Source organism: Rhizobium sp. SEMIA4064 (assembly GCF_003025035.1).
In the GTDB taxonomy this organism is placed as follows: Bacteria; Pseudomonadota; Alphaproteobacteria; order Rhizobiales; family Rhizobiaceae; genus Rhizobium; species Rhizobium paranaense.
Map to the genome: position 1 here is coordinate 320,923 of NZ_PYJN01000019.1, position 21,835 is coordinate 342,757.

21 protein-coding genes are annotated in these 21,835 nt (G+C 60.8%); 7 read left to right on the plus strand and 14 right to left on the minus strand.

Annotated features, from left to right (window positions below):
• Nucleotides 1–21: 21 nt before the first annotated feature.
• Both C9E91_RS15310 and rcdA read left to right on the plus strand, forming a co-directional pair.
• Nucleotides 22–213: a DUF1192 domain-containing protein gene (locus C9E91_RS15310; protein WP_107109135.1), complete on the plus strand. Its 192-nt coding sequence runs from the start codon at nt 22–24 to the stop codon at nt 211–213.
• 365 nt (nt 214–578) lie between these two features.
• Nucleotides 579–1,094, plus strand: coding sequence for a protease adaptor protein RcdA (rcdA, locus tag C9E91_RS15315; RefSeq protein WP_107109136.1), 516 nt, complete (start codon nt 579–581; stop codon nt 1,092–1,094).
• Nucleotides 1,095–1,250: 156 nt separating this feature from the next.
• Here the strand turns inward: rcdA and rpmE are convergent, their stop codons facing one another.
• Entirely contained in the window at nt 1,251–1,472 is a 222-nt protein-coding gene (rpmE, locus tag C9E91_RS15320; RefSeq protein ID WP_104824196.1) for a 50S ribosomal protein L31, read from the minus strand.
• A gap of 193 nt (nt 1,473–1,665) precedes the next feature.
• On the opposite strand from rpmE, the gene C9E91_RS15325 reads away from it, so the two are divergent.
• The 4 genes from C9E91_RS15325 (at nt 1,666) to C9E91_RS15340 (ending at nt 5,596) form a co-directional block, all read left to right on the plus strand.
• The gene (locus tag C9E91_RS15325; protein ID WP_107109137.1) at nt 1,666–3,468 is read left to right on the plus strand and encodes an ABC transporter transmembrane domain-containing protein; all 1,803 of its coding nucleotides are present in this window, start codon (nt 1,666–1,668) and stop codon (nt 3,466–3,468) included.
• 103 nt (nt 3,469–3,571) lie between these two features.
• Nucleotides 3,572–3,754 (plus strand): YegP family protein, encoded by a 183-nt coding sequence (locus C9E91_RS15330; RefSeq protein ID WP_107109138.1) that lies wholly within the window; start codon nt 3,572–3,574, stop codon nt 3,752–3,754.
• A gap of 248 nt (nt 3,755–4,002) precedes the next feature.
• On the plus strand, nt 4,003–4,341 hold the full coding sequence (locus C9E91_RS15335; protein WP_107109139.1) for a YciI family protein: 339 nt from the start codon (nt 4,003–4,005) through the stop codon (nt 4,339–4,341).
• Between the two features lie 7 nt (nt 4,342–4,348).
• Nucleotides 4,349–5,596 (plus strand): RNA polymerase sigma factor, encoded by a 1,248-nt coding sequence (locus C9E91_RS15340; protein ID WP_107109462.1) that lies wholly within the window; start codon nt 4,349–4,351, stop codon nt 5,594–5,596.
• 3 nt (nt 5,597–5,599) lie between these two features.
• On the opposite strand, the gene C9E91_RS15345 is transcribed toward C9E91_RS15340, so the two are convergent.
• The 12 genes from C9E91_RS15345 to C9E91_RS15400 form a co-directional block, all read right to left on the minus strand.
• Complete coding sequence (locus C9E91_RS15345; RefSeq protein WP_107109140.1) at nt 5,600–6,631, minus strand: peptidoglycan -binding protein; 1,032 nt, start codon at nt 6,629–6,631, stop codon at nt 5,600–5,602.
• 3 nt (nt 6,632–6,634) lie between these two features.
• Nucleotides 6,635–7,684 carry a flagellar motor protein MotA gene (locus tag C9E91_RS15350; RefSeq protein WP_107109141.1) on the minus strand — a complete coding sequence of 350 codons (1,050 nt, stop codon included), beginning with the start codon at nt 7,682–7,684 and terminating at the stop codon, nt 6,635–6,637.
• Nucleotides 7,685–7,816: 132 nt separating this feature from the next.
• Entirely contained in the window at nt 7,817–8,617 is an 801-nt protein-coding gene (locus C9E91_RS15355; RefSeq protein WP_107109142.1) for an inositol monophosphatase family protein, read from the minus strand.
• Nucleotides 8,618–8,847: 230 nt separating this feature from the next.
• Nucleotides 8,848–9,939 (minus strand): protein-glutamate methylesterase/protein-glutamine glutaminase, encoded by a 1,092-nt coding sequence (locus tag C9E91_RS15360; RefSeq protein ID WP_107109143.1) that lies wholly within the window; start codon nt 9,937–9,939, stop codon nt 8,848–8,850.
• Nucleotides 9,940–9,950: 11 nt separating this feature from the next.
• Nucleotides 9,951–10,808, minus strand: a complete 858-nt coding sequence (locus tag C9E91_RS15365; RefSeq protein ID WP_107109144.1) for a CheR family methyltransferase — start codon at nt 10,806–10,808, stop codon at nt 9,951–9,953.
• A 22-nt stretch (nt 10,809–10,830) separates the two neighbouring features.
• Entirely contained in the window at nt 10,831–11,328 is a 498-nt protein-coding gene (locus C9E91_RS15370) for a chemotaxis protein CheW (RefSeq protein WP_181316092.1), read from the minus strand.
• Nucleotides 11,325–13,238 (minus strand): methyl-accepting chemotaxis protein, encoded by a 1,914-nt coding sequence (locus C9E91_RS15375; protein WP_107109145.1) that lies wholly within the window; start codon nt 13,236–13,238, stop codon nt 11,325–11,327. Before C9E91_RS15375 ends, C9E91_RS15370 begins: the two co-directional genes overlap by 4 nt.
• 222 nt (nt 13,239–13,460) lie before the next feature.
• On the minus strand, nt 13,461–15,155 hold the full coding sequence (locus tag C9E91_RS15380; protein WP_107109146.1) for a methyl-accepting chemotaxis protein: 1,695 nt from the start codon (nt 15,153–15,155) through the stop codon (nt 13,461–13,463).
• 37 nt (nt 15,156–15,192) lie between these two features.
• Nucleotides 15,193–15,693, minus strand: a complete 501-nt coding sequence (locus C9E91_RS15385; RefSeq protein ID WP_107109147.1) for a chemotaxis protein CheW — start codon at nt 15,691–15,693, stop codon at nt 15,193–15,195.
• Between the two features lie 11 nt (nt 15,694–15,704).
• A complete protein-coding gene (locus C9E91_RS15390; protein WP_107109148.1) occupies nt 15,705–17,744 on the minus strand; it encodes a chemotaxis protein CheA in 2,040 nt (679 codons plus the stop codon).
• Nucleotides 17,741–18,109, minus strand: a complete 369-nt coding sequence (locus C9E91_RS15395; RefSeq protein ID WP_107109149.1) for a response regulator — start codon at nt 18,107–18,109, stop codon at nt 17,741–17,743. The genes C9E91_RS15390 and C9E91_RS15395 overlap by 4 nt, the downstream gene beginning before the upstream one ends.
• The gene (locus tag C9E91_RS15400) at nt 18,106–18,429 is read right to left on the minus strand and encodes an STAS domain-containing protein (protein ID WP_107109150.1); all 324 of its coding nucleotides are present in this window, start codon (nt 18,427–18,429) and stop codon (nt 18,106–18,108) included. Before C9E91_RS15400 ends, C9E91_RS15395 begins: the two co-directional genes overlap by 4 nt.
• 404 nt (nt 18,430–18,833) lie before the next feature.
• Here C9E91_RS15400 and C9E91_RS15405 point away from each other — a divergent pair, with 404 nt between their 5' ends.
• Nucleotides 18,834–20,525: a methyl-accepting chemotaxis protein gene (locus C9E91_RS15405; RefSeq protein ID WP_107109151.1), complete on the plus strand. Its 1,692-nt coding sequence runs from the start codon at nt 18,834–18,836 to the stop codon at nt 20,523–20,525.
• Nucleotides 20,526–20,582: 57 nt separating this feature from the next.
• Here C9E91_RS15405 and C9E91_RS15410 read toward each other — a convergent pair whose 3' ends face one another.
• Nucleotides 20,583–21,827, minus strand: coding sequence for a tetratricopeptide repeat protein (locus C9E91_RS15410; RefSeq protein WP_107109152.1), 1,245 nt, complete (start codon nt 21,825–21,827; stop codon nt 20,583–20,585).
• Nucleotides 21,828–21,835: the final 8 nt, after the last annotated feature.

The following is a 21,835-nucleotide window of genomic DNA, read 5'->3' on the forward strand; positions in this document are numbered from 1 at the left end:
ACGGCAAGAAGGAGGAGACAGATGAGCATTTTCGATGATGACCGCCCGAAGAAGCCGTCCGCGCACGAAATCGGCAGCGATTTGTCGCTGCTCTCCGTCGACGAGCTCAGGGCGCGCGTCGCACTGATGCAGGCGGAGATCGCCCGGCTGGAAGCCGAGATCGCCACCAAGGCGTCCGGCCGTCAGGCCGCCGAAAACCTGTTCCGCTCGTAAGCCTGCATCAGCGCAGATTTGTGCGATCGAAGTACAGATTGAGACATGTTCAACGGAATATTAAGCTTTACGACATATTACTATGACCATCCAGATTTGCTCTGGACTCAGACAGTTCCTCCACTTGGCGAATTGGTCTGATTTTTCTCCCTGTTTTACCTTGAGAGCCGCTTTTGCGGCTCTTCTTTTTCGCCTCGACGCAGCGCGCCCGACGAAACTGTGGAGATTAACCCTTTCTTAAGAATCGCCTTGCGAATTTCAGTTAAAACCACCATCTTGAAGTCATAAGAGCGGACCCGAGAGTTCTTCTGAACTTGAGCGGATTTTCCTGAACAAAAGTGTTGCGTGAAGCAGGGATTATTTCGATGTCGGAACTTGGTTTGAATACCATCAGCTTTGCTGGCCATGCAGCTTCGTCGGCGCAGTTCAGGATGCTTTATTCCGAAGGCATGGCGCTGGTTGAAGAAACCGCGGCTTACCTCGACGGTCAGGGCCGTGCCGCTTCCAAGGTTCTTCCGCGCATGGCCTCCGTGCTTTATGCGGCTGAATCCATGCGCCTGACCACCCGCCTCATGCAGATGGCCTCGTGGCTGCTGCTGCAGCGCGCCGTCAACAACGGTGAAATGTCGCGGGATCAGGTGCTGGCTGAAAAGAACAAGGTCCGTCTCGACGGCTTCAACGTCGACCGCAACGCACCCGGCTGGAACGACCTTCCGGAAGCCTTCCGTGACCTCGTCGAGCGCTCCTTGCGCCTTCAGAATCGCGTCGCCCTGCTCGACCGCGAGATCTATCGCCCGACGGAAGCTCCGATCGTTCCGGACAACCAGAACAGCGTCAAAGCGCAGCTCAGCCTGCTGCAGACGGCATTTGGAAATACCTGAATTCAGTAGCCTATGGCTGACGAATAAACCGGTCGTGTTCTGCACAGCCGGTTTTATTTTGTTTGGTCGGAAGACGAATGGCAGCGATGGGCCTGACAAGACAACAAAAAAGCCCGGCAAAACCGGGCTCTTTCAAAATACCAAATCTCGAAGCGATTAGATGCCGAGGCCGCCGAAACGCTTGTTGAACTTGGAAACGCGGCCGCCGCGGTCCATGAGCTGCTGGTTGCCGCCGGTCCAGGCCGGGTGAGACTTGCTGTCGATTTCGAGGTTCATGACAGCGCCTTCCGAACCCCAGGTCGAGCGGGTTTCGTATTCGGTGCCGTCGGTCATGACCACCTTGATCGTGTGGTAGTCGGGATGGATGTTGGCCTTCATAACAATCTTCCTGTCATGCCAGGGTCCATTTGTCGCAAGCCATTGCGGCAACCGAACCGATTGAATAAATGAAGCCGCAGTCCGATTGAGGCCACGGCTTCCAATTAAGATGGCGTGCCTATACATGAAGGCAGCAAGGATAACAAGGGGCGAAAGAGCGAAGTCCCTTGCTGATATGGGGATTGGAGACGACTTGTCAGAGACGGCCCAGGCAGACGAGAAAAAACGCAGATCCATTCGGCCGCTTAGCCGCCTGGCACCCTATCTCAGGCGCTATCGCGGCATGGTGCTGGGCGCGCTGATCGCCCTGACCGTTGCTGCCGTCACCTCCCTCGCTTTGCCGCTTGCCGTGCGGCGCATGATCGACCATGGCTTCGATCAGTCCGATCGCGGTCTCATCGACAGCTATTTCGCCGCGATGATGGCTATGGCCGTCATCCTCGCGATCGCAAGCGCGCTGCGCTATTATTTTGTCATTACCATTGGTGAGCGCATCGTCTCTGATATGCGCCGCGAAGTCTTCGATCATGTGACGCGGCTGTCGCCCTCCTTCTTCGATGTCAATCAATCCGGCGAGATCGTCTCGCGGCTGACGGCCGACACGACGCAGATCAAGTCTGCTGTCGGCGCAACGGCTTCGGTGGCGCTGCGCAATCTCATTCTCTGTCTTGGCGCCGTGGGCATGATGATCGTCACCAGCCCGAAGCTATCGAGCATCGTGCTGATTGCCATTCCGGTCATCGTGCTGCCACTCGTCAGCTTCGGTCGCTCCGTGCGCAAGCGCTCGCGCGCCGCACAGGATACGCTCGCCAATGCATCCGCCTATGCGAACGAAACCATCGCCGCCAGCCGCACCATCCAGGCCTTTAACGGCGAGGCGGCGGCAGCGCAGCGCTATGGCGCCGCGGTCGAGGATGCCTATCAGGCGGCGCGTGCTGCGATCAAATCCCGCTCGCTGCTGACCGGCTTTGCCATCACCATGGTCTTCGGCAGCATCGTTGCCGTGCTTTGGGTCGGCGCGCAGAATGTTCTGGCCGGAACGATGTCGGCGGGAACGCTTGGCCAGTTCCTCCTCTACTCCGTGATCGCCGGCACGTCGCTCGGCTCGCTGTCGGAAGTCTGGGGCGAGCTGTCACAAGCCGCGGGCGCGGCTGATCGCTTGGGCGAACTTCTGGCTGAAGTCTCGCCGATCGCCGTCCCCGCCGATCCGCTGCTCCTGCCCCAGCCGCCGCAGGGCCGCGTGGAATTCTCCGACGTACATTTCTCCTATCCGTCGCGGCCGGGCAAATCGGCGCTGCATGGCCTCTCGCTTTCCGTCAAGCCGGGCGAGACCGTGGCGATCGTCGGCCCTTCCGGTGCCGGCAAGAGCACGGTCTTCTCGCTGCTGCTGCGCTTCTATGATCCGCAACAGGGTAGCGTCGCCATCGACGGCATCGACGCCCGTCGCGTCTTGCCCGATGCCCTGCGTGACCGCATCGCCATCGTGCCGCAGGACACGACCATTTTCGCCGCCTCTATCCATGACAACATTGCCTTCGGCCGCCCCGAAGCCTCCCGCGACGAGGTCCGCGCCGCAGCGATCGCCGCTCAGGCGGATGAGTTCATCTCGCGGCTGGACAAAGGTTACGACACGAACGTCGGCGAGCGCGGCATTACCCTTTCCGGCGGCCAGCGCCAGCGCATCGCCATTGCCCGCGCCATCCTGAAGAATGCGCCGATCCTGCTGCTCGACGAAGCGACATCGGCACTCGACGCAGAGAGCGAAACGCTGGTGCAGAAGGCACTCGATGGCCTGATGGAAACGCGCACCACCCTCGTCATCGCCCATCGCCTGGCAACGGTTCTGAAGGCCGACCGCATCCTGGTGCTCGATCAGGGCCGCATCGTCGAAGAAGGCACGCATCAAAGCCTGATCCATCATGGCGGCATCTACGCCAAACTGGCGCGGCTGCAATTCGACGCCGGCATCGAGGACCGCATGCTTGCCGTCAAATGACGAGGGATCAAGCAAGCTGAATACAACAGGTGGAAATAGCTTTAAAGTTGCGCTAGATTTTTGGCGTTATCTCGCGCTGACGCGATTCTAGGAGACGGGAACCATGTATAAATTTGAAGTCTACAAGGACAAGGCTGGCGAATTCCGCTTCCGGTTCAAGGCCTCGAACGGCGAAACCATGTTTGCCTCCGAAGGCTACAAGGCGAAGGCTTCGGCCCTCCACGCCATTGAATCGATCAAGTCCCATGTCGGCGCTGCCGCTATCGACGACCAGACCACTGCCTAAGACTTCGCGTCGAGCACTATAGCCTTCCACGGCCGGTCGCCTTCGGGCGCACCGGCCGTTTTCGTTTGCCCATCAAAAAAATTTCGGAAAATCTGCTCCGGTCTGTCGAAATCGGCCTCGCTCGCGGCTCATGGTATTGAAACGGGCATGAAGCCGTTTCGCCGGCGGCGTTGCACATTTTAGCATTTGCTCCTTAGATGCAGCGTCCAGTCCGGCTTACCGCCAACACAGCCAGCAGGAGTTTCCCCATGGAATATGCGTTGATCATCCGTGAATCGGCCGAGGATTTTAAGCGGCGCGAGGATCCCGCCTACAAGAATGGCTGGATCGCCTATACCCAGGCGCTTATCCAGGCCGGCATCATGACCGGCGGTGCCGGATTGACCCAGCCGGAAACCGCAACGGTCGTGCGCCGCCGCGGCGAAGACCACGATGTGCAGGACGGTCCCTTCCCGGAAGGTAAGGAGCAGCTCGGCGGCTTCTATCTGATCGATGTTCCGAATCTCGACGCCGCTTTGGAATGGGCCGGGCGCGTGCCGATCTCTCAGCAGGGATCCGTCGAAGTACGGCCGCGCCTGAAAATGTGAGATGGCCATGAACCATGACGTTGGACGCGCCACCGAACGGGTGGCGCGCCAATCCTACGGCAAGTTGATCGCTTTCCTCGCAGCGCGCTCTGGCGATGTGCCGGCGGCGGAGGATGCGCTGTCCGAAGCACTTGCAGCCGCACTTCGCACTTGGCCGGCACGCGGCATTCCCGACAATCCTGAGGCCTGGCTGTTGGTCGCGGCACGACGCAATCTTTTTGGCGCCGCCAGGCATGCAAACGTCAAGGCCGCCGCCCGCGATACGATCGCCCTGGCTTTCGAGGAAGCGGAGGAGCGCATGAATGCGGATGGCCCCACCTTCCCCGACGAGCGGCTGAAGCTGCTGTTTACCTGCACCCATCCGGCGATCGACCGGTCCGTCCATACGCCGTTGATGCTGCAAACGGTTCTCGGCATAGACGCCAGGACCATGGCGCAAGCCTTCATCGTCTCACCGGAAACGATGAGCCAGAGGCTGGTTCGGGCAAAGACCAAAATCCGCGAGGCCCATATTCCCTTGAGCGTCCCCGACCGCTCCGCGCTGCCGGAACGGCTGACGAGCGTCCTTTCGGCGATCTATGCCGCCTATGGCCTCGGCTGGGATGGGCTCGATGGCGAAGATGACAAGCGCAACTCCCTGGCAGACGAAGCCATCTGGCTTGGCCGCGCCCTGCTCGCCACCATGCCACAAGAGCCAGAGGTGACAGGCTTGTTGTCCCTGATGCTTTACTGCGAAGCCCGCCGTACCGCTCGCCGGGATGCGGATGGCCGCTATGTGCCACTCGCAGATCAGGACACTGCGCGGTGGAACGCCATCATGATGGCCGAAGCCGATAGCCTGCTGTGGCAGGCAGGGGCCTTCGATCGCTTCGGCCCATTCCAATGCCAGGCGGCCATCCAATCCGTTCATTCTGAACGCCGACGCTCCGGTGTCACTGACTGGACGGCGCTCGCAAAGCTCTATGACGCACTCGTGCTGATGAAACCCACCGTCGGCGCTCGCGTCAGCCAGGCCGCTGTTATCGGACGGGCACAGGGGGCTGCGGCCGGATTGCACAAGCTGAACCAGTTGGCTGAGCGCGATATCCTCAGCTACCAACCCTATTGGGCCGTCCGCGCCCATCTGCTTGCGGAAACCGGAGAAACGGAAAGCGCCGTTACGGCCTATCGCACTGCGATCGGGCTTAGCAACAGTTCCGCCGTCCGCGAATTCTTGCAGGCGCGCCTCGATACCATTCAGGCCGACCGAAACTGACGATTATTTCTCCGTCAGCTTCAACTCGATACGGCGGTTGGTGGCGCGGGCTTCCGGCGTATCACCCGGAGCGATCGGCTGGAACTCTCCGAAGCCGGCGGCCACAAGCCGATCCGCGGGAACGCCGTGGGCAATCAGGAACTTGACGACGGCGATGGCGCGCGCCGACGACAGAGCCCAGTTGTCAGGATAGCGGCCGCTGCCCGAGAGCGGCACATTGTCGGTATGGCCGTCGACACGCAGCACCCAGTTGATCTCGGGCGGAATTTCCTTGGAAAGGTCGATCAATGCGGCAGCAAGCTTGGCCATCTCCGCCTGACCGTCCGGATTGAGATCCGCCGCACCCGAAGGGAACAGCACTTCCGACTGGAAGACGAAGCGGTCGCCGACGATACGGATATTGTCGCGGTCGGAGAGAATTTCGCGCAAGCGCCCGAAGAAGTCGGAACGATAACGGTTCAGCTCCTGCACGCGCTGCGCCAGCGCCACATTCAGCCGCCGTCCAAGATCGGCGATCTTCACCTGCGACGTCTGATCCTTCTGCTCCGATGCCTGCAACGCGGCCTCGACGGCGGCGATCTGGCTGCGCAGTGCAGCGATCTGCTGGTTGAGAAGATCGACCTGGCTCAGCGCGCGGGCACTCGCCTGCTTCTGCTCGTCAAGCTGCTGCGTCAGCGTGCCAACCCGCTGTTGCGCCGCCTGACTGTTGCCGGAGCCGGCGTCGAGCAGCGCCTGCAGACGCGAGCGGTCGCCCTCTACCGCCGAAAGCGACGCTTGCAGATTGGCGACGGAATCCTCCAGATCCTGCTTGCCGCTCTTTTCGAGCGCCAATGCCTGCGTCAATTCGTTGATCTGGCTATTGAGGCGATTCAGCACCTCGTCGCGGCCGGAAATCTCACGGCTCAGGATGAACTGACCGACGACGAATACCGTCAGCAGGAACATGATCGCCATCAGCAGCGTGGAGAGCGCATCGACGAAGCCTGGCCAATAATCGACCGTTCTCTTGTGGCGACTGTTTCGCGCGAGCGCCATGACTTACTTGCTCCCGGTCTTCTCGGTGTGGCTGATGCGATCGGCGAGGCGATCAAGCGTGCGGCGCATCGATTTCGCCTCTTCCTGCTGCGCTTCGATCCAGTCGCGCAGCATCTGCTGCTCGTTGCGCATGTTTTTGACCAGGCCCTGGATGCCCTCGGCGAGGTTCGCCATGGCCGTCACCGAACGCTGGCCGCCGCCACCTTCTTCCGCGATCTTGCGCAGATATTCCGAAAGCGCACGCACATCCTCGGAGGATGCACCGTTGGCACCTTCGATCACCGGAGAGATATCCGAGCCGACATCGGTGACGGAAGAAAGCCAGTTTTCCAGTTCGGTGTAGAAGCGGTTCTGCGCGCGGCCGGCCTGAAGGTCGAGAAACCCGAGAATCAGCGAGCCGGAAAGGCCGAGCAGCGAGGAAGAAAATGCCGTGCCCATGCCGACCAGCGGGCCGGAAAGGCCGGTCTTCAGCGCGCCGAGAATGTCACCGGTGTCGCCGGAGCCGACATCAAGGCTCTGGATAACATCGTTGATCGAGCCGATCGTACCGATCAGGCCCCAGAAGGTGCCGAGCAGGCCGAGGAAGACGAGCAGGCCGATAAGATAGCGCGACGTGTCGCGCGACTCGTCAAGGCGGGTGGCGATGGAATCGAGGATCGAGCGCAGTGTCGCCGTCGACAATTGCATGCCGCGCCGGTTGCCGATCAGCGCCCGCATGGGCGCCAGAAGCCTGGGATTGCGACCGACCTTGTCGGCAGCATTGCCGACGGCGCGGAAATGGTTGAACCAGCGAACTTCCGGCCTGAGCATCAGGACGTGATTGAAGACCAGCAGAATACCGACGGCCAGCACGCCGAGGATCAATCCGTTGAGGCCTGGATTATGCAGGAAGGCGACTTGAGCCTGGCGAAACAGGATCGCCACGATAAAACCGACAATGACCAGGAAAAGGATCATCGTCCAAAAGAAGGCCATCGGGCTGGAGAGCTTGTAGGTGTAATTGCCCGACACATTGTCGGTCGACCCCAGATCCCCCAGATTCACATTTTCCATCGCACGCTTCGCCTCCGCATTCTCCGCCCCGGAGACTAGAGCAACATTGCGCCGAATTGAAGAGACGGAAAACACAAAACAATCCGTTGGCAACAGCCTGTTTTGCCGCAGGCAATTGCCGGGAAGCGATCCTTATTTCGTCGGGATAGGCCGCTTGACGACCTCGGCCAGCGCCTTTTGAATATGCTCGTTACCGCAGATGATCGAGCCGGTGCCGAGCATATCGGTGCCGCCGTCGAAATCCAGGACGAAACCGCCAGCTTCACGCACCAGCAGGATACCGGCTGCCATATCCCACGGCGACAGGCCCATTTCCCAGAAGCCGTCGAAGCGGCCGGCGGCGACATAGGCGAGATCGAGCGCTGCCGAACCGAGGCGGCGGATGCCGGCGACTTCACCCATCACATGGCGCAGCTCGACCAGGAACTTGCCGTGGTTGCCGCGGCCGAGATGCGGAACGCCGCAGCCAATGACGCAATCCGAAAGCACGCGGCGCGAGGCGACGCGCAGGCGGCGGTCGTTGAGGAAGGCGCCACCGCCGCGCTCGGCAGTGTAGAGCTCGTCCGTCGCCGGATTGAAGACGACGCCTCCGACGATCTCGCCATTGCGCTCCAGCGCGATCGAGATGGAGAACATCGGAATGCCGTGCAGGAAGTTGGTTGTGCCGTCGAGGGGATCGACGATCCAGCGATGCGCGCCGTCGGTGCCCTTGATCTCTTCGCTCTCTTCGCCGAGGAAGCCATAGGTCGGCCGCGCTTTCAGCAGCTCGTCGTGAATGATCTTCTGCGCTTTGAGATCGGCCTGGCTGACGAAATCGCCCGGCCCCTTCACCGAAACCTGCAGGTTCTGCACTTCACCGAAATCGCGGCTGAGCGACTTGCCTGCCTTGAGGGCAGCCTGAACCATGACATTGAGAAGAGCTGAACGGGCCATCGGGCTTCCTTGGGTAATATAGAAGGCACTGACCGGACCCGAAAACAGGCCCCGGCGGAGCGGGATCGGCAGCGCGATAAAGATTGGCGGCCTCAAGACCACAAAATCGGGGGAATTTCAAGTACAGCGAGGCGGAAGGCCTGGTTTTCTCATCAGGCCGGCGTCGTGACATGGCCGCCTCGGCCAAAAACCATCACACCATGCCAACACGTATAAGCGGATAAGAGGCTCTAAAACTTCTGCTGCGCCATCAGGATCTCACGGGCGATCTGCTCCAGCGGTACGACGCGATCGACGCCGCCACGGGCGATCGCTTCCTTCTGCATGCCGAAAACGACGGAGGTCGCCTCGTCCTGGGCAACGGTATAGGCGCCGGCCTGCTTCATCTCGAACATGCCGCGCGCGCCGTCGTCGCCCATGCCGGTCATGATGATACCCATGGCATTCGATCCGGCCGCCCGCGCCGCCGAGCGGAAGAGGACATCGACGGAGGGCCGGTGGCGCGAAACCAGCGGCCCCTTTTTGACAGCGACATGGTAACGCGCACCCTGCCGTTCCAGCAGCATATGATTGTCGCCGGGGGCGATCAGCACATGGCCGCGCAGAACCGGATCGCCATCGACCGCTTCCTTGACTTCCACTTCACAGAGGCTGTTCAGCCGCTTGGCGAAGGCGGCGGTAAACTTTTCCGGCATGTGCTGGACGATGACCATGCCCGGCGCATTGGCGGGCAGCGCCTCCAGCATCTCGCGCAATGCTTCGGTGCCGCCTGTCGAAGCGCCGACGCAGACGACCATTTCCGTCGTCTTCGCCATGGCGCGGCCGGTCGGCGGCGGCAGCATGGCGTCGGCCGTCAGCTTCCTGGCCGGTCCCGAAGCGGAAGCTGAGCGTGCTTCGAAGCGCCGGACATTCGGCATCCTGGCATGGGATGCACTCCTGACCACCTCACGGATGCGCATCGCCTCCTCGGCCAGATAATCGGCCGCGCCGATCCGCGGCTTCTGGATGATATCCACCGCACCGGCTTCCAAGGCCTGCAGCAACGTCTCCGAACCCGCCTCCGTCAGCGACGAGCACATGACGACGGGGATCGGCCGCTGCGACATCAGCTTGCGCAGGAACGTGATGCCATCCATGCGCGGCATCTCGACATCCAGCGTGATGACATCGGGTACCTCCTCCTGGATCTTCCGGGCGGCCATGAAGGGATCGGTCGCTACCCCCATGACCTCGAGCTCGGGATCGTCAGATAAAAGTGCCGCAAGCGTCTGGCGTACGCTGGCGGAGTCGTCGACGATCAGAACGCGGATTTTCTTCGGCATGCTGACCTGCCCTAGATTCGCTGAAAGACCGTGTTGGAAACCTGTTTCAGCGGTAAGTCAAAGCCGGTAATCGATTCCGAGTGGCCGATGAACATGTAGCCGCCAGGCACCAGACAATCGCAGAGGCGCGAAAGAACGCCGGCTTGCGTCTGCTTGTCGAAATAGATGAGGACGTTGCGGCAGAAGATGATGTGTATGGCATCGCCCACCTGATATTTCTCGTCCATCAGGTTCATCCGGCCAAAGCCGATTTTCGAGCGCAGCCGCGGCGTGATGCGCACCTCCCGCCTGTCCGGGACTTTCGCGGCCATGACGTATTTGCGCTTCAACTCGGCCGGAACGGGCAACACCATATCATCAGTGTAGATGCCGCTCCTGGCCGATTGCAGCACGTCGGTGCTGAGATCCGTCGCCAGGATCGCATAATCGATGCCGCCTTCGCTCGCGGAAAATTCCTCCATCACCATCGCCATCGAATAGGGCTCAGCCCCAGTCGAGCAGGCGGCACTCCATGCGCGCAGGCGGCGATGGCCGGCGCGCATCAGCATCGGCAAAGCCATAGTCTGCATGAATTCGAAATGCTTGGCTTCACGGAAGAAATCAGTCTTATTGGTCGTTACCGCATCGATGAGATAGACCGTTTCCTGTTCAAGGCCGCCATGATTGAACAGGAAATCGCAATACTCGTCGAATGATGCAATGCTGGTCGCGCGCAGGCGCCGCCGCAACCGCCCCTCCAGCATCGTCAGTTTCGTCGACGGCATCTTGATGCCGCTATAGTCATAGATGAAACGCGCCAGCTTCTCGAAATTCCGCGTGCTGATGCGGTCACCGATGATTTGGCTCTCCTGAACTGCGGCCATTCCCATCCATCCACTCCCTGACGAATTCCTATGCAGCATGACCGGCGCGATGCGGATCGAGCGCGACGGTGTCTTCCCGCGACAGCAAGCGGGCGAGATCGACGATGACGACGAAGCCATTCTCCCGGCGCACGACGCCGGCGATGTAGTCGGAACGCCAGCGCACGCCGATATCCGGCGCCGCTTCGATCTGGTCCCGCCGGAAGGGGGTGACTTCGAAGACGCGGTCGGCGACGAGGCCGAGCGTCAGCACCTTGGCTTCGATCGGAATATCCAGCACCAGCACGCGGGTATGCGGGGTCGGCACGGTCTTGGAGAGGCCAAGCTTCAGACGGAGATCTATGGTCGGAACGCCCTGCCCGCGCACATCGCGCAGGCCGAGCAGGTAATCCGGCCCGTTCGGAATCTTGAAAGCCTCGGCATAATCCAGGATTTCGCGGACGACTTCGACAGGCACGGCGAAGACTTCCTCGCCGAGGCTGAAGGTGACGAATTGCGCTTCCAAAGCGGGTGTAGCCATGGTCATGCACTTTCCTTGAATTCGAGGTCGTCATCGTCCGGGCCGCCCATGGAGAGATCGAGAGCAAACCCCTTGAGACGTGCCTGTTGCGCCTGAACCGTGGTGGGCTTCGCCGCTCTCGGCTGACGAACGTTCGCTGCCGGCACCCTGCCGGTCGCCTTGGCCGCGACCGTCCGGCTTGTGCGATTGGACGATGTATCGACCTTGAAGAAGGCGATGGAGGCCTGCAGCTCTTCAGCTTGGGCGGCCAACTCTTCCGAAGTGGCCGACATTTCTTCCGAAGCGCCGGCATTCTGCTGCGTCACCTTGTCGAGCTGCTGGATCGCCTCGTTGATCTGGGCCGCACCAATATCCTGCTCACGGCAGGCAGCACTGATCTCGGAGACGAGTTCGGCCGTCTTGCGGATGTCCGGCACCAGACGGCCAAGCATATCGCCGGCCTCGGCGGCCGCCTTGACGGTATCGCTCGACATCGAGCTGATCTCGGCAGCCGCCGATTGGCTGCGCTCGGCAAGCTTGCGCACTTCCGAGGCGACGACCGCAAAGCCCTTGCCGTGTTCGCCGGCACGGGCCGCTTCCACAGCCGCGTTCAGAGCAAGCAAATCAGTCTGGCGGGCGATCTCCTGCACAATGCCGATCTTCTCAGCGATGGTACGCATGGCGCTGACGGCGCGGGTCACGGCATCGCCGCTTGCTTCCGCATCCTTGGCCGACTGACGCGCGATCTTCTCCGTCTGCGCGGCATTATCGGCATTCTGCTTGATGTTGGCCGCCATCTGCTCCATCGAAGCCGAAGCTTCTTCAGCCGAAGCCGCCTGCTCGGTCGCGCCCTGCGACACCTGCTCCGAGCTTGCCGAAAGCTGCTGGCTGCCCGAGGAGACATTGTCAGCCGCACCCAGCGCATCGGCAACGACGCCACGCAGACGTTCGACCATCTGCTCCAGCGCCAAGCCAAGAACATCCTTGTCGGAAAGTGGCTTCGGCGTGACCGTCAGATCGCCGTCGGAAATCTTCGTGGCGATATCGGATGTGACGCGCAGGTTGGCGACCATGCTCTGCATCGCCAGGCCGAGAACATCCTTGTCGGAGAGCGGCTTCACGGCAACGGAGAGATCGCCCATCGCGATGCGATCCGCCACAGCGGCGGTGGCGCGCAGGTTCGAGGTCATGACATTGACGGTATCGATCAGATCCTTGATCTCGTCATTCGTCTTGACCTCGACCTTCTGATTGAGGTCGCCGGTCGCCACGGCCTTGGCGATGTCAGACACCTTGCCCAGGCCGCGATTGATCCCGAGCGTAATCCAGAAGGCGGCGCTCAATGCGATGATCAACGCCACGGCGGAAACGGCAGCCAGGATCATCAGCGTGTCTTCATAAAGCTGATCGCCGGCCGCGTCCGTGGCCGCCAGCACCTTTTTCTGAATGTCGACGAGACTGTTGATCGCGCCGGTCATCTGTTTGCTGAGGTCGGTCAGTTCGCCGTCCGAAAGCGCCTCGGCGCCGGCGTGATCGCCCTTGGCTTCAAGCGCCTGCAGCTCGGTGGAACGCTGGCGGAAGGTCTGGCCAAGCGATATCAGCTTCTCCCAGAGGGGTTTGCCTTCCACTGTCGCGATAGCAAGCCCATCCTGAGCTTGAGAGGACATGGTATCGAGATAGGTGCTGGATTCCTTGTAGAAGGCAGTTTCCGCATCGCCATTGGCAATCAGCGCATCTTTCTGCGCCCGAATGGCTTCCACGGCGGCGATGTTGGCGTCGAGCGCTGTTTGCAACTGTTTGACAGGACCCGCCGTCATTCCGTTGCTGGCATCATTGAGGTGACCAAGACTGATGCTGCCATAGACCGCGATGCCGATCAAAAGCAGCGTCATTGTGCCGAAGGCGAGACCTAATTTCAGTTTGATGGAGAAACGCATTGTCCTATCCCCGAAAACAAAGAGGCAAAATGGGTATTGCGGAACGGCGTCACCGTTTGACAGCGTCGTACCGATAAAGAGAGCCTTCGAACCAGGGAAAGCGATCCATTCACTTCCCCGTCACCGGACATCTCAGGAACCACGACGCCAACGCATACACACGTTGGGGATATCAGAACGCCGGGACCACGAAGGTCCCGGCAGAAGTCATCGAAGAAGCGCTCAGGCGCTTTCGCGAAAATCCTCGTCACCGGCATCCGGGCCGCCCATGGAAAGATCGAGAGCAAAGCCCTTGGCGCGAGCCTGCTGGGCGGCGACGGTCTGCGCCGGAACAGCCGACGTGACGCGGCGGTTGGCGAGCGGCGCAACAGCCTTGTTTGCCGCCGCCTTGGCGGGTAACTTCCTGGCCGAGACTTTGCTGCCTGCGGTATCGACCTTGAAGAAGGCGATAGAGGCCTGCAGCTCTTCAGCTTGGGCGGCCAACTCTTCCGAAGTGGCCGACATTTCTTCCGAAGCGCCGGCATTCTGCTGCGTCACCTTGTCGAGCTGCTGGATCGCCTCGTTGATCTGGGCCGCACCAATATCCTGCTCACGGCAGGCAGCACTGATCTCGGAGACGAGTTCGGCCGTCTTGCGGATGTCCGGCACCAGACGGCCAAGCATATCGCCGGCCTCGGCGGCCGCCTTGACGGTATCGCTCGACATCGAGCTGATCTCGGCAGCCGCCGATTGGCTGCGCTCGGCAAGCTTGCGCACTTCCGAGGCGACGACCGCAAAGCCCTTGCCGTGTTCGCCGGCACGGGCCGCTTCCACAGCCGCGTTCAGAGCAAGCAAATCAGTCTGGCGGGCGATCTCCTGCACAATGCCGATCTTCTCAGCGATGGTACGCATGGCGCTGACGGCGCGGGTCACGGCATCGCCGCTTGCTTCCGCATCCTTGGCCGACTGACGCGCGATCTTCTCCGTCTGCGCGGCATTATCGGCATTCTGCTTGATGTTGGCCGCCATCTGCTCCATCGAAGCCGAAGCTTCTTCAGCCGAAGCCGCCTGCTCGGTCGCGCCCTGCGACACCTGCTCCGAGCTTGCCGAAAGCTGCTGGCTGCCCGAGGAGACATTGTCAGCCGCACCCAGCGCATCGGCAACGACGCCACGCAGACGTTCGATCATGACATTGACGTTGCCCAGCAATTCGCCGATTTCGTCCTGATTGGTGATCTCTACCGTCTTCGTCAGATCACCCTCGGAAACCTCGCGAACGACGGTGTTGGCGCGGGCGAGACCCTTGCTGATCGTGTTCGCGATCCAATAAGCGGTCACAGCGGCGATCAGCAGCGCCACACCGGCGGCAACGAGCATCGTCAGACGGGTGCCGGCATATTGCACGTCGGCGCCGTCATCCGCTTCCTTCATTTTCTGCTTTTCGATGACGAGCAGAGCGTCGAGTGCCTTGTCGATCTCGTTGGCGGCCCTGCGGGCATCGGTAACGGAGACGGTGCTTGCGCCTTCCTTGTCGCCTGCCTTCAGCAGTTGGCGAATCTGATCGTCGGCCTGGATGAACTTCGCCGCGGTGGCTTCGACGGAATCCCAATGAGCACGGCTTTCTTCGGTCGCGACCTTGTCCACGGCGGCCAAGGTGTCAGCAAGCTGCTTGCGTGCGACGTCGCCGGCAGCGAGCGCCGCCTTGGCTTCGTCGTCATTGTGGGCCGCAAGAAGGTTCTTCTGCTGACGAATGACTTGGAGCTGGGAGATGTTGACCTGCTGCGTCAACTCCAGTCGCTCCACGGGGCCTTCGAGCACATTGCTGATGGTGTCGTTGAAAGCGCTGAGGCTCATGATGCCGTAGCCGGCCGTGCCTATCAACATGAGGATGATGAAGGCAAACGCCCCCACCAGCTTGGCTTTGATCGTTAGACGCATCGTCTTGATTCCCTCGAAAATTCGGCCACAGCAATGGTCAGGCGGAAAGCGCCTTGTTTTGCCGGGCAGAAAAAATCGCCTGCAGATTGGGGAGAATGATGAATTCCCCTCCGCGCTTGACCAGGCAGTTGATGTAGTCGGGACGCCAACGCATCCCCACGCTAGGCGGTGCTTCGCTGGAAGCTTTTGCAAGTGTGGTGACTTCATTCACCCTGTCGGTCCGCAGACCCACGAGCGTGGGTTCATCCTGCAGGTCAAGTTCGATAACGATGATACGGCTATCGATAGTCGCTTCCGCCGCTTCCATGCCGAAAGCGAGGCGGAGATCGGCAAGGGGGATCACCTTGCCGCGAAAATTGATGACGCTGCCCACGAAGGGCTGGCTGCCGGGAACGGCGGTTTCCGGCAGAATGTCCAGGATTTCCTGAACCATGACCGCCTCGAGGGCGAAGGTTTCACCGGCAAGATCGAAGGTCAGAACTTCGACCTCGCCGTTTTCATTCCAATGAGTGCCATTCCAGAGATTGTCGGATTTCATGGCTTTTCCGCTCATCCCGCTGCACGCAGATGCGCCTCCTGTTGCTGGCCTGCTGCGACCAGATGCACGACATCGAGAATGAGGGCGACGCTGCCGTCGCCGAGGATCGTCGCCCCGGAGAAGTGGGCGACGTCATTGTGCAGCTTCGACATGGATTTGATCACCGTCTGGTGGTCGCCGATGATCTGGTCGACAACGAGGCCGACCCGCTCGGTGCCGGTCGAGATGACAACGACCTTCTGATGCACGTCCGGCTTGGTGCCGGTGCGGAATACGTCCCGCAACCGCAGGAAAGGCACCAGGCTGTCGCGCAGCGAAATGAAGCTACGGCCGCGCGAACGCAAATCCTCTTCCAGCGACAATTCCAGGCATTCCTCGACCGCCGACAGCGGAATGACATAGCGCCCGGCGCCGACGCGCACCAGCAGGCCGTCGATGATGGCGAGCGTCAGCGGAATGCGCAGCGAGACATCGGACCCCTGTCCCGGCTGGCTGACGATATCGATGGTGCCCCGCAGCGCTTCTACTGTCTGCTTCACCACATCCATGCCGACGCCGCGGCCGGAAAGATTGGTGATCTGCGCCGCCGTCGAAAAACCGGGCGCGAAGATGAGCTGCAGAAGCTCGGCATCGCTGAGCTGCTGACCTGGCTGGATCAGCCCGGACGATTCCGCCTTGGCCCGGACACGTTCGCGATTGATGCCGCGGCCGTCATCCTTGATCGAGATGATGACTTCGCCACCCGATTGCCGGGCCGACAATGTAATGGTTCCAGCTTTCGCCTTGCCGGCAGCAAGACGCTCTTCCGGTGGTTCAAGACCATGGTCGATGGAATTGCGCACCAGATGCACCAGCGGATCGGCAAGCCGCTCGATGACGGTCTTGTCGACCTCCGTCGTCTCACCTTCGGTGACGAGTTCGATGACCTTGCCGGTCTCGCGCGCCAGATCATGCACCAGGCGGCGGAAACGGTTGAAGAGGCTCGCGACCGGCACCATGCGCAGCACCATCATCGTGTCGCGCAGTTCGCCGGACAGGCGTTCGATCTCTTCCGACACCGACCTCAGCCCGATATCGGCACTGGCACTCGCCAATTGGCTGAGGCGCGATTGCGCGATGACCAGTTCGCCGACACGATCCATGAGTTCATCGAGGCGCTCGGCCGGAACACGAACGCTTTCGGCAGCCTTCGCTTGCCGTTGGTCGGAAGCGGGTGGTGCCGTTGCCGCGGCTTCTCGTTTGATCGGGACAATCTCGGCAACGGCCGGCGCGGCGGGAGCAACAACCGCCTGCGAGTCAGCCGAAACGGCGGGCTCATCCGGCGTTGCAGCAACTGCACTGCCATCGATTTCCTCGACATCGAGCTGCATGTCGTCCATCACGAAGATGAAGACATCGTCGATGGCGGACCGCGGCTGCTCGGTCGTAACAGTGACATCCCAGGAGAGATACAATTCCGTCGGCACCAGCGCGCTCAGCGGCGGAATGGCCGATGTATTGGCGAGGATGCGGCATTCGCCGAGATCGCGCAGCTCGTCCAGCAACCCCAGCGGATTGGTGCCGTTGATCATCGCGTTCTGCGGCAGACTGAAGCGAATACGCCAGGTCTTTCGCTTCGAGACGGCAACGACAGGCGCAATCGCGGCGACCGGCTGAACCGGCTTTGCAGCGTCGGCGGCGCCGCCGACGGCTGCATGCAACTGCGCCAGAAGACGTTGGCTGGTGGCGTCGTGATTGCGATTGGGATCGTCGACGAGGGCGCGCATATGGTCCTGCGCGTCGAGAACGGCAGCGACGAGCTCGGCCGTTGCCGGCGCCTGGCCCTTGCGGACGCGATCGAAGGCGGTTTCGCAATGATGGGTGAAGGCTGCGAGCGCATCGAAGCCGAACATGGAGCCCGAGCCCTTCAGCGTATGAAGGCCGCGGAACACGGCGTCGATCAAAGCCTTGTCGTCAAGCTGATGCGTGAGATCCAAAAGGCCTGCCTCGATTTGCTCCAGGCATTCTGCAGCCTCGGTACGGAAGACAGCAATTGGATCGAGCGAGTTCATCTGCCCAGCACTTTCTTGGTGATCTTGACGAGATTTTCCGGATCGAAAGGCTTGGTCAGCCAGCCGGTGGCGCCGGCGGCCTTGGCGCGCGCCTTGAGATCGGCATCGGATTCCGTCGTCAGGAAGATGATCGGAACGCCCATGTGAGCCGGCAGCTTGCGCAGCTCCTCGATCATGGTCAGTCCGTCCATGACGGGCATGTTGAGGTCGGTCACGATGAGATCGAATTGCCCGGCCTTGGCCTTGTCCAGGCCCTCGGCACCGTTCTCCGCCTCGGTGACCTCGTAACCGGCATTCGTCAGCGTCACCTTGGTCGTCAGACGGATGCTGGCGGAATCGTCGACAGTCAGAATCTTCGCACTCATGAATGTACCTCTTTATGGAGCCAGAATTGCGCGTCCTCCGCCGTAAAGGCTTCGACGAATCCGCCCCTCTGCAAGACTTTCAAAACAGAACCGGTAGCCGGAGAAGAAAGACGAAGTGTTTTGCCGGAAGCCTTCGCCTCGGCCCGAGCCGAGTCGACCAATTGCACGAAGCTCAAATCAGCTTCCGCATCCTCGGCAACTTCGAGGACAAGCGTTTTGCTGTCCCGAAACTTCACAGTCATACTTTGATAGATTTCGGAAATGTTCCTGATGCTCAAGATATCAGGCAGGGAAATAGATTCAGAATATTTGTCATCCATTTCAAATCTGGCCCCGCTACCAAACGAATACTTAAGCGATAACTATTGAATCTCATGTCAGCCTTAAGAGGGAGTAAACACAGGTTGTATAATTCGAGATTTCAGGGGCTGTGAATTTTCACCTGATATAAATGACCGCTCAATCTTTACGATGAGAAATATGATTGGGATTCAGGCAGTTAAATCGAAAAGATCAAAACACCGACTTTCCGGTGAGTGAATCTTAACCCTGCTGGGGAAAGCCCGGGGTGCAACGTCTACGAGTCCGGAGAATTTACCGGAATTTTCCATCCCACATTTAAGAGTTGAGTCAAACGAGCCTTTCTCCAAGTAAAGGGACAAACATGAAAAATGGAACAGCTCTGGCACGCCGCATCGATCGCCCCCGGGGAGTCCCGCGGGCCATGGATGTCAGCCGCACCCTGGAGGCGGCGCGTACCGAGGTAGAGAAACGTTTTCTCGACGGTGGCGCTGTTCTCCTGTCGGTCATGGAGGTCCTGAACCAGCTCCTGTCATCTCTCGACCGGTTGACCAAGGCGCTCGACAGCGATGGCGCCAGCGACACCACCGCCGATCTAGTGCAGACGATGAGCGGTCTGTCGGACCTGCCCGGCCTCGAAGCCAGGCGCCAGGAGAATTTCACCGTTCTCGCCGAGGCCGGCGCCAAGCTGCACTCGCATGTCACCGATATGCAGGAGACTATGCGTTACCTGCGTACCTTCGCCGTCACGGTGAAGATCACCGGTGCGGGCATTGCCGAATTTGCCGGTTTTGCCGAGGAGATTCTGGAGCGCATTCACTCCGGCACCACTGAAGTCAACACCTTCGCCCAGCAGCTCGGCGCCCTCGAACGCGACCTGAAGGTCGCCATGACCTTTGGCACCACCACCGCGAAAGCCTATGACCGCAACGTTCCGCAAGTGGTCGCAGCACTCGAAAAGGATGCCCGCACCATCGCTGCGCACCGCAAGGAACTCGCGGTGATCGCCGCCGAGGTTGGCGCCATCGCCCGCGGCGTGCAAAGCAAGGTCGCAACCACCCTTTCGGCTCTGCAGATCGGCGACGTCACCCGCCAGCGTATCGAGCATGTACAAAGCGCCTTCGCCTTTCTCGGAGAATTTCTCGCAAGCGACGAGGGCCACAAGCTCGATGCCGATGCCTACCAGCGGCTTGAAAATGTCATCCATCACCTGACGGCGGCGCAGATGCGCGACATGGTCACGGATTTCCAGAGGGAGTCGGGCAGTGTCGTCAAGACGATTGCCAGCTTCAGCCACGACACGCAGGAAATCCTGAAACTGCGCGACGCCATGAAGCCCGAGGACGGAAACAGCGATGCCAATGTGCTGCGTGCACTGGAACAGAGCGTCTCCGCCGCCCACACGATCGTCAAACAGGTCGAAACCGCCCGCGTTCAGGCCGATGGCATCAGCCAGTCGACACTCGGCACGGCCTCGAACCTGTTGCACCGCATCGAGACCATCCGCGCCGTCAAGACCGATATTCACTACATGGCGCTCAACACCAATCTGCGCTGCAGCCGCATGGGCGAGGAAGGCCGTTCGATCAACGTCGTCACCGCCGAACTGCGCATCTTCGCGGCAAAACTCGATGAATCCGCCGACGCGATCGTCTCCGGGCTCGCGTCACTCGAAACGGCAGCCGGCCACGTCGCCTCCGGCCAGGAAGCCTCTGACTATAGTCTCGACGAGAGGCTGATTTCGGCCGTCGACGCCATCCGTGGCGCCGCCAATATCATGGATGGCGAACTGGAAACGCTCTCGGCGCATGGCCGCGAAGTGGCCAACAAGATCATGCTGTCGATCGGCAAGCTCGACTTCCAGCGCGACCTCGGCGAGATCCTGGCAAATTGCGCCGATACGCTCGAAGACATGGCCGGCAGAGATATGGCCGATGTCAGCGATTTGGAGGAAATCATCGCGCCGCTCAGCGCCCGCATCTTCAAGACCTACACGATGGCGCAGGAGCGCGACGTCCATCGCGATATCATCGCCATGGACGCCAGCACCGCACAGGCTGCCGCAGCGCCGGCCAAGGCTGACGACGAAGATCTTTTCGCCGACGCTCTGTTCTAACAGAATTGGAATTCCGTAGAGCGCCATGCGTTCAAATGAACGCTGGCGCTCTAAGCGTTACTGCACCCTGCGAAACTTGTTCGCGGCGTCGATCGCGGCCTTCTGCTGATAGTCCTCGATGCCCTGGTAAAAATCCTCGAGCTCCGGATCTTTGAGGCCGGCGCGGCGCGAGATGACATACCAGGTCGCAGCGGCAACCGGATCCTGCTTCGTGCCGAGCGCGTTGATATAGAGATGCGCCAGCTTGTTCTGCGCTACGACATTGCCGCGATAGGCGGCAACCCGCATCCAGTTGAAACCGTTCTCCAGATCCTGCTTGCCGCCGATACCGTTGATCAGCCAAATGCCCATGTCGAGCTGTGCGGTGTCGAAGCCTGCATTGGCCGCGCGCGACAGCCATTCACGCGCCTGCGACTTCTTTTCCTCGGGCAGGTCGGGCAGATTTTGATAGAGCTGAGAGACAGCATATTGCGCATCGGCAATGCCCTGCTGCGCCGCCTTCTCATAATATGGAAGAGCCATCTGCAGCCCTTTGATGCCGGGATTGTCTGCCGTCAGGCTCTGCGCCCAGTTGAATTCGGCGGACGGCTGGCCGGCATCGGCCGCCTTCTTCATCCACTCGTCCGCCTTCTTCTCGTCGCGCGGCAGATCGCGTCCTTCCATCAGGAGCAACGCGTATTTGAACATCGAAGTCGAATCGCCGCCCTCGGCTGCCTTGCCGTACCAGAAGGCAGCATCCTTGGTGTCGCGCTTGACGCCGAGACCCTGCGACATCAATTCGGCAATCAGGGTCTGCGCTGCGGGATCGCCGAGCTGCGCACGCGGCAGGGCTTTCTGAAACGCGGTCAGGTAATACCCCCGCTGGAAGGCGCCATAGGCTTCGTCGACCTTGCCGGTGAAGGCCTTTTCCGGCGGCAGGTCGGGCAGCTTCGCGCCCATACGGTCAAAGACGCCAACACCTTGGGAGGGCTTGATGGCATCGTCCGTCTTCGGCTCAGCGCCGGGACCGATCTTCTCGGTCTTGAAAGTGCCGGCGGCGGCGTCCAATGGCCGCGTCATCACGCTGTCGCCGGGCGGCGGCGGCGCGCTATCGTCGGGCGCAGCAGCCTCATCCGACGGCGCGGCATCGTCGGATTGTCCGCTGTCGGTCGGCCGAGCGCCCTTGTCCGGCTGTGTTGTGATGCCCGGCAGCGACGTGTCGCTATTGTTCGATTGCGCCACCACAATCGGCGGCAACGCCGTCAGCCCAACGGCGAGCGCAGCAAGGAAAAACCGGTGACTGAATCGGGGCGTGAGCGACATGGATTGCT

What these genes read in the sequence shown, in the direction of transcription:
- C9E91_RS15310 (WP_107109135.1), top strand. Translation starts at nt 22, where the DNA reads ATGAGCATTTTCGATGATGACCGCCCGAAGAAGCCGTCCGCGCACGAA.
- rcdA (WP_107109136.1), top strand. Translation starts at nt 579, where the DNA reads ATGTCGGAACTTGGTTTGAATACCATCAGCTTTGCTGGCCATGCAGCT.
- rpmE (WP_104824196.1), bottom strand. Translation starts at nt 1,472, where the DNA reads ATGAAGGCCAACATCCATCCCGACTACCACACGATCAAGGTGGTCATG.
- C9E91_RS15330 (WP_107109138.1), top strand. Translation starts at nt 3,572, where the DNA reads ATGTATAAATTTGAAGTCTACAAGGACAAGGCTGGCGAATTCCGCTTC.
- C9E91_RS15335 (WP_107109139.1), top strand. Translation starts at nt 4,003, where the DNA reads ATGGAATATGCGTTGATCATCCGTGAATCGGCCGAGGATTTTAAGCGG.
- C9E91_RS15340 (WP_107109462.1), top strand. Translation starts at nt 4,349, where the DNA reads ATGAACCATGACGTTGGACGCGCCACCGAACGGGTGGCGCGCCAATCC.
- C9E91_RS15345 (WP_107109140.1), bottom strand. Translation starts at nt 6,631, where the DNA reads ATGGCGCTCGCGCGAAACAGTCGCCACAAGAGAACGGTCGATTATTGG.
- C9E91_RS15350 (WP_107109141.1), bottom strand. Translation starts at nt 7,684, where the DNA reads ATGGAAAATGTGAATCTGGGGGATCTGGGGTCGACCGACAATGTGTCG.
- C9E91_RS15355 (WP_107109142.1), bottom strand. Translation starts at nt 8,617, where the DNA reads ATGGCCCGTTCAGCTCTTCTCAATGTCATGGTTCAGGCTGCCCTCAAG.
- C9E91_RS15360 (WP_107109143.1), bottom strand. Translation starts at nt 9,939, where the DNA reads ATGCCGAAGAAAATCCGCGTTCTGATCGTCGACGACTCCGCCAGCGTA.
- C9E91_RS15365 (WP_107109144.1), bottom strand. Translation starts at nt 10,808, where the DNA reads ATGGGAATGGCCGCAGTTCAGGAGAGCCAAATCATCGGTGACCGCATC.
- C9E91_RS15370 (WP_181316092.1), bottom strand. Translation starts at nt 11,328, where the DNA reads ATGACCATGGCTACACCCGCTTTGGAAGCGCAATTCGTCACCTTCAGC.
- C9E91_RS15375 (WP_107109145.1), bottom strand. Translation starts at nt 13,238, where the DNA reads ATGCGTTTCTCCATCAAACTGAAATTAGGTCTCGCCTTCGGCACAATG.
- C9E91_RS15380 (WP_107109146.1), bottom strand. Translation starts at nt 15,155, where the DNA reads ATGCGTCTAACGATCAAAGCCAAGCTGGTGGGGGCGTTTGCCTTCATC.
- C9E91_RS15385 (WP_107109147.1), bottom strand. Translation starts at nt 15,693, where the DNA reads ATGAAATCCGACAATCTCTGGAATGGCACTCATTGGAATGAAAACGGC.
- C9E91_RS15390 (WP_107109148.1), bottom strand. Translation starts at nt 17,744, where the DNA reads ATGAACTCGCTCGATCCAATTGCTGTCTTCCGTACCGAGGCTGCAGAA.
- C9E91_RS15395 (WP_107109149.1), bottom strand. Translation starts at nt 18,109, where the DNA reads ATGAGTGCGAAGATTCTGACTGTCGACGATTCCGCCAGCATCCGTCTG.
- C9E91_RS15400 (WP_107109150.1), bottom strand. Translation starts at nt 18,429, where the DNA reads ATGGATGACAAATATTCTGAATCTATTTCCCTGCCTGATATCTTGAGC.
- C9E91_RS15405 (WP_107109151.1), top strand. Translation starts at nt 18,834, where the DNA reads ATGGATGTCAGCCGCACCCTGGAGGCGGCGCGTACCGAGGTAGAGAAA.
- C9E91_RS15410 (WP_107109152.1), bottom strand. Translation starts at nt 21,827, where the DNA reads ATGTCGCTCACGCCCCGATTCAGTCACCGGTTTTTCCTTGCTGCGCTC.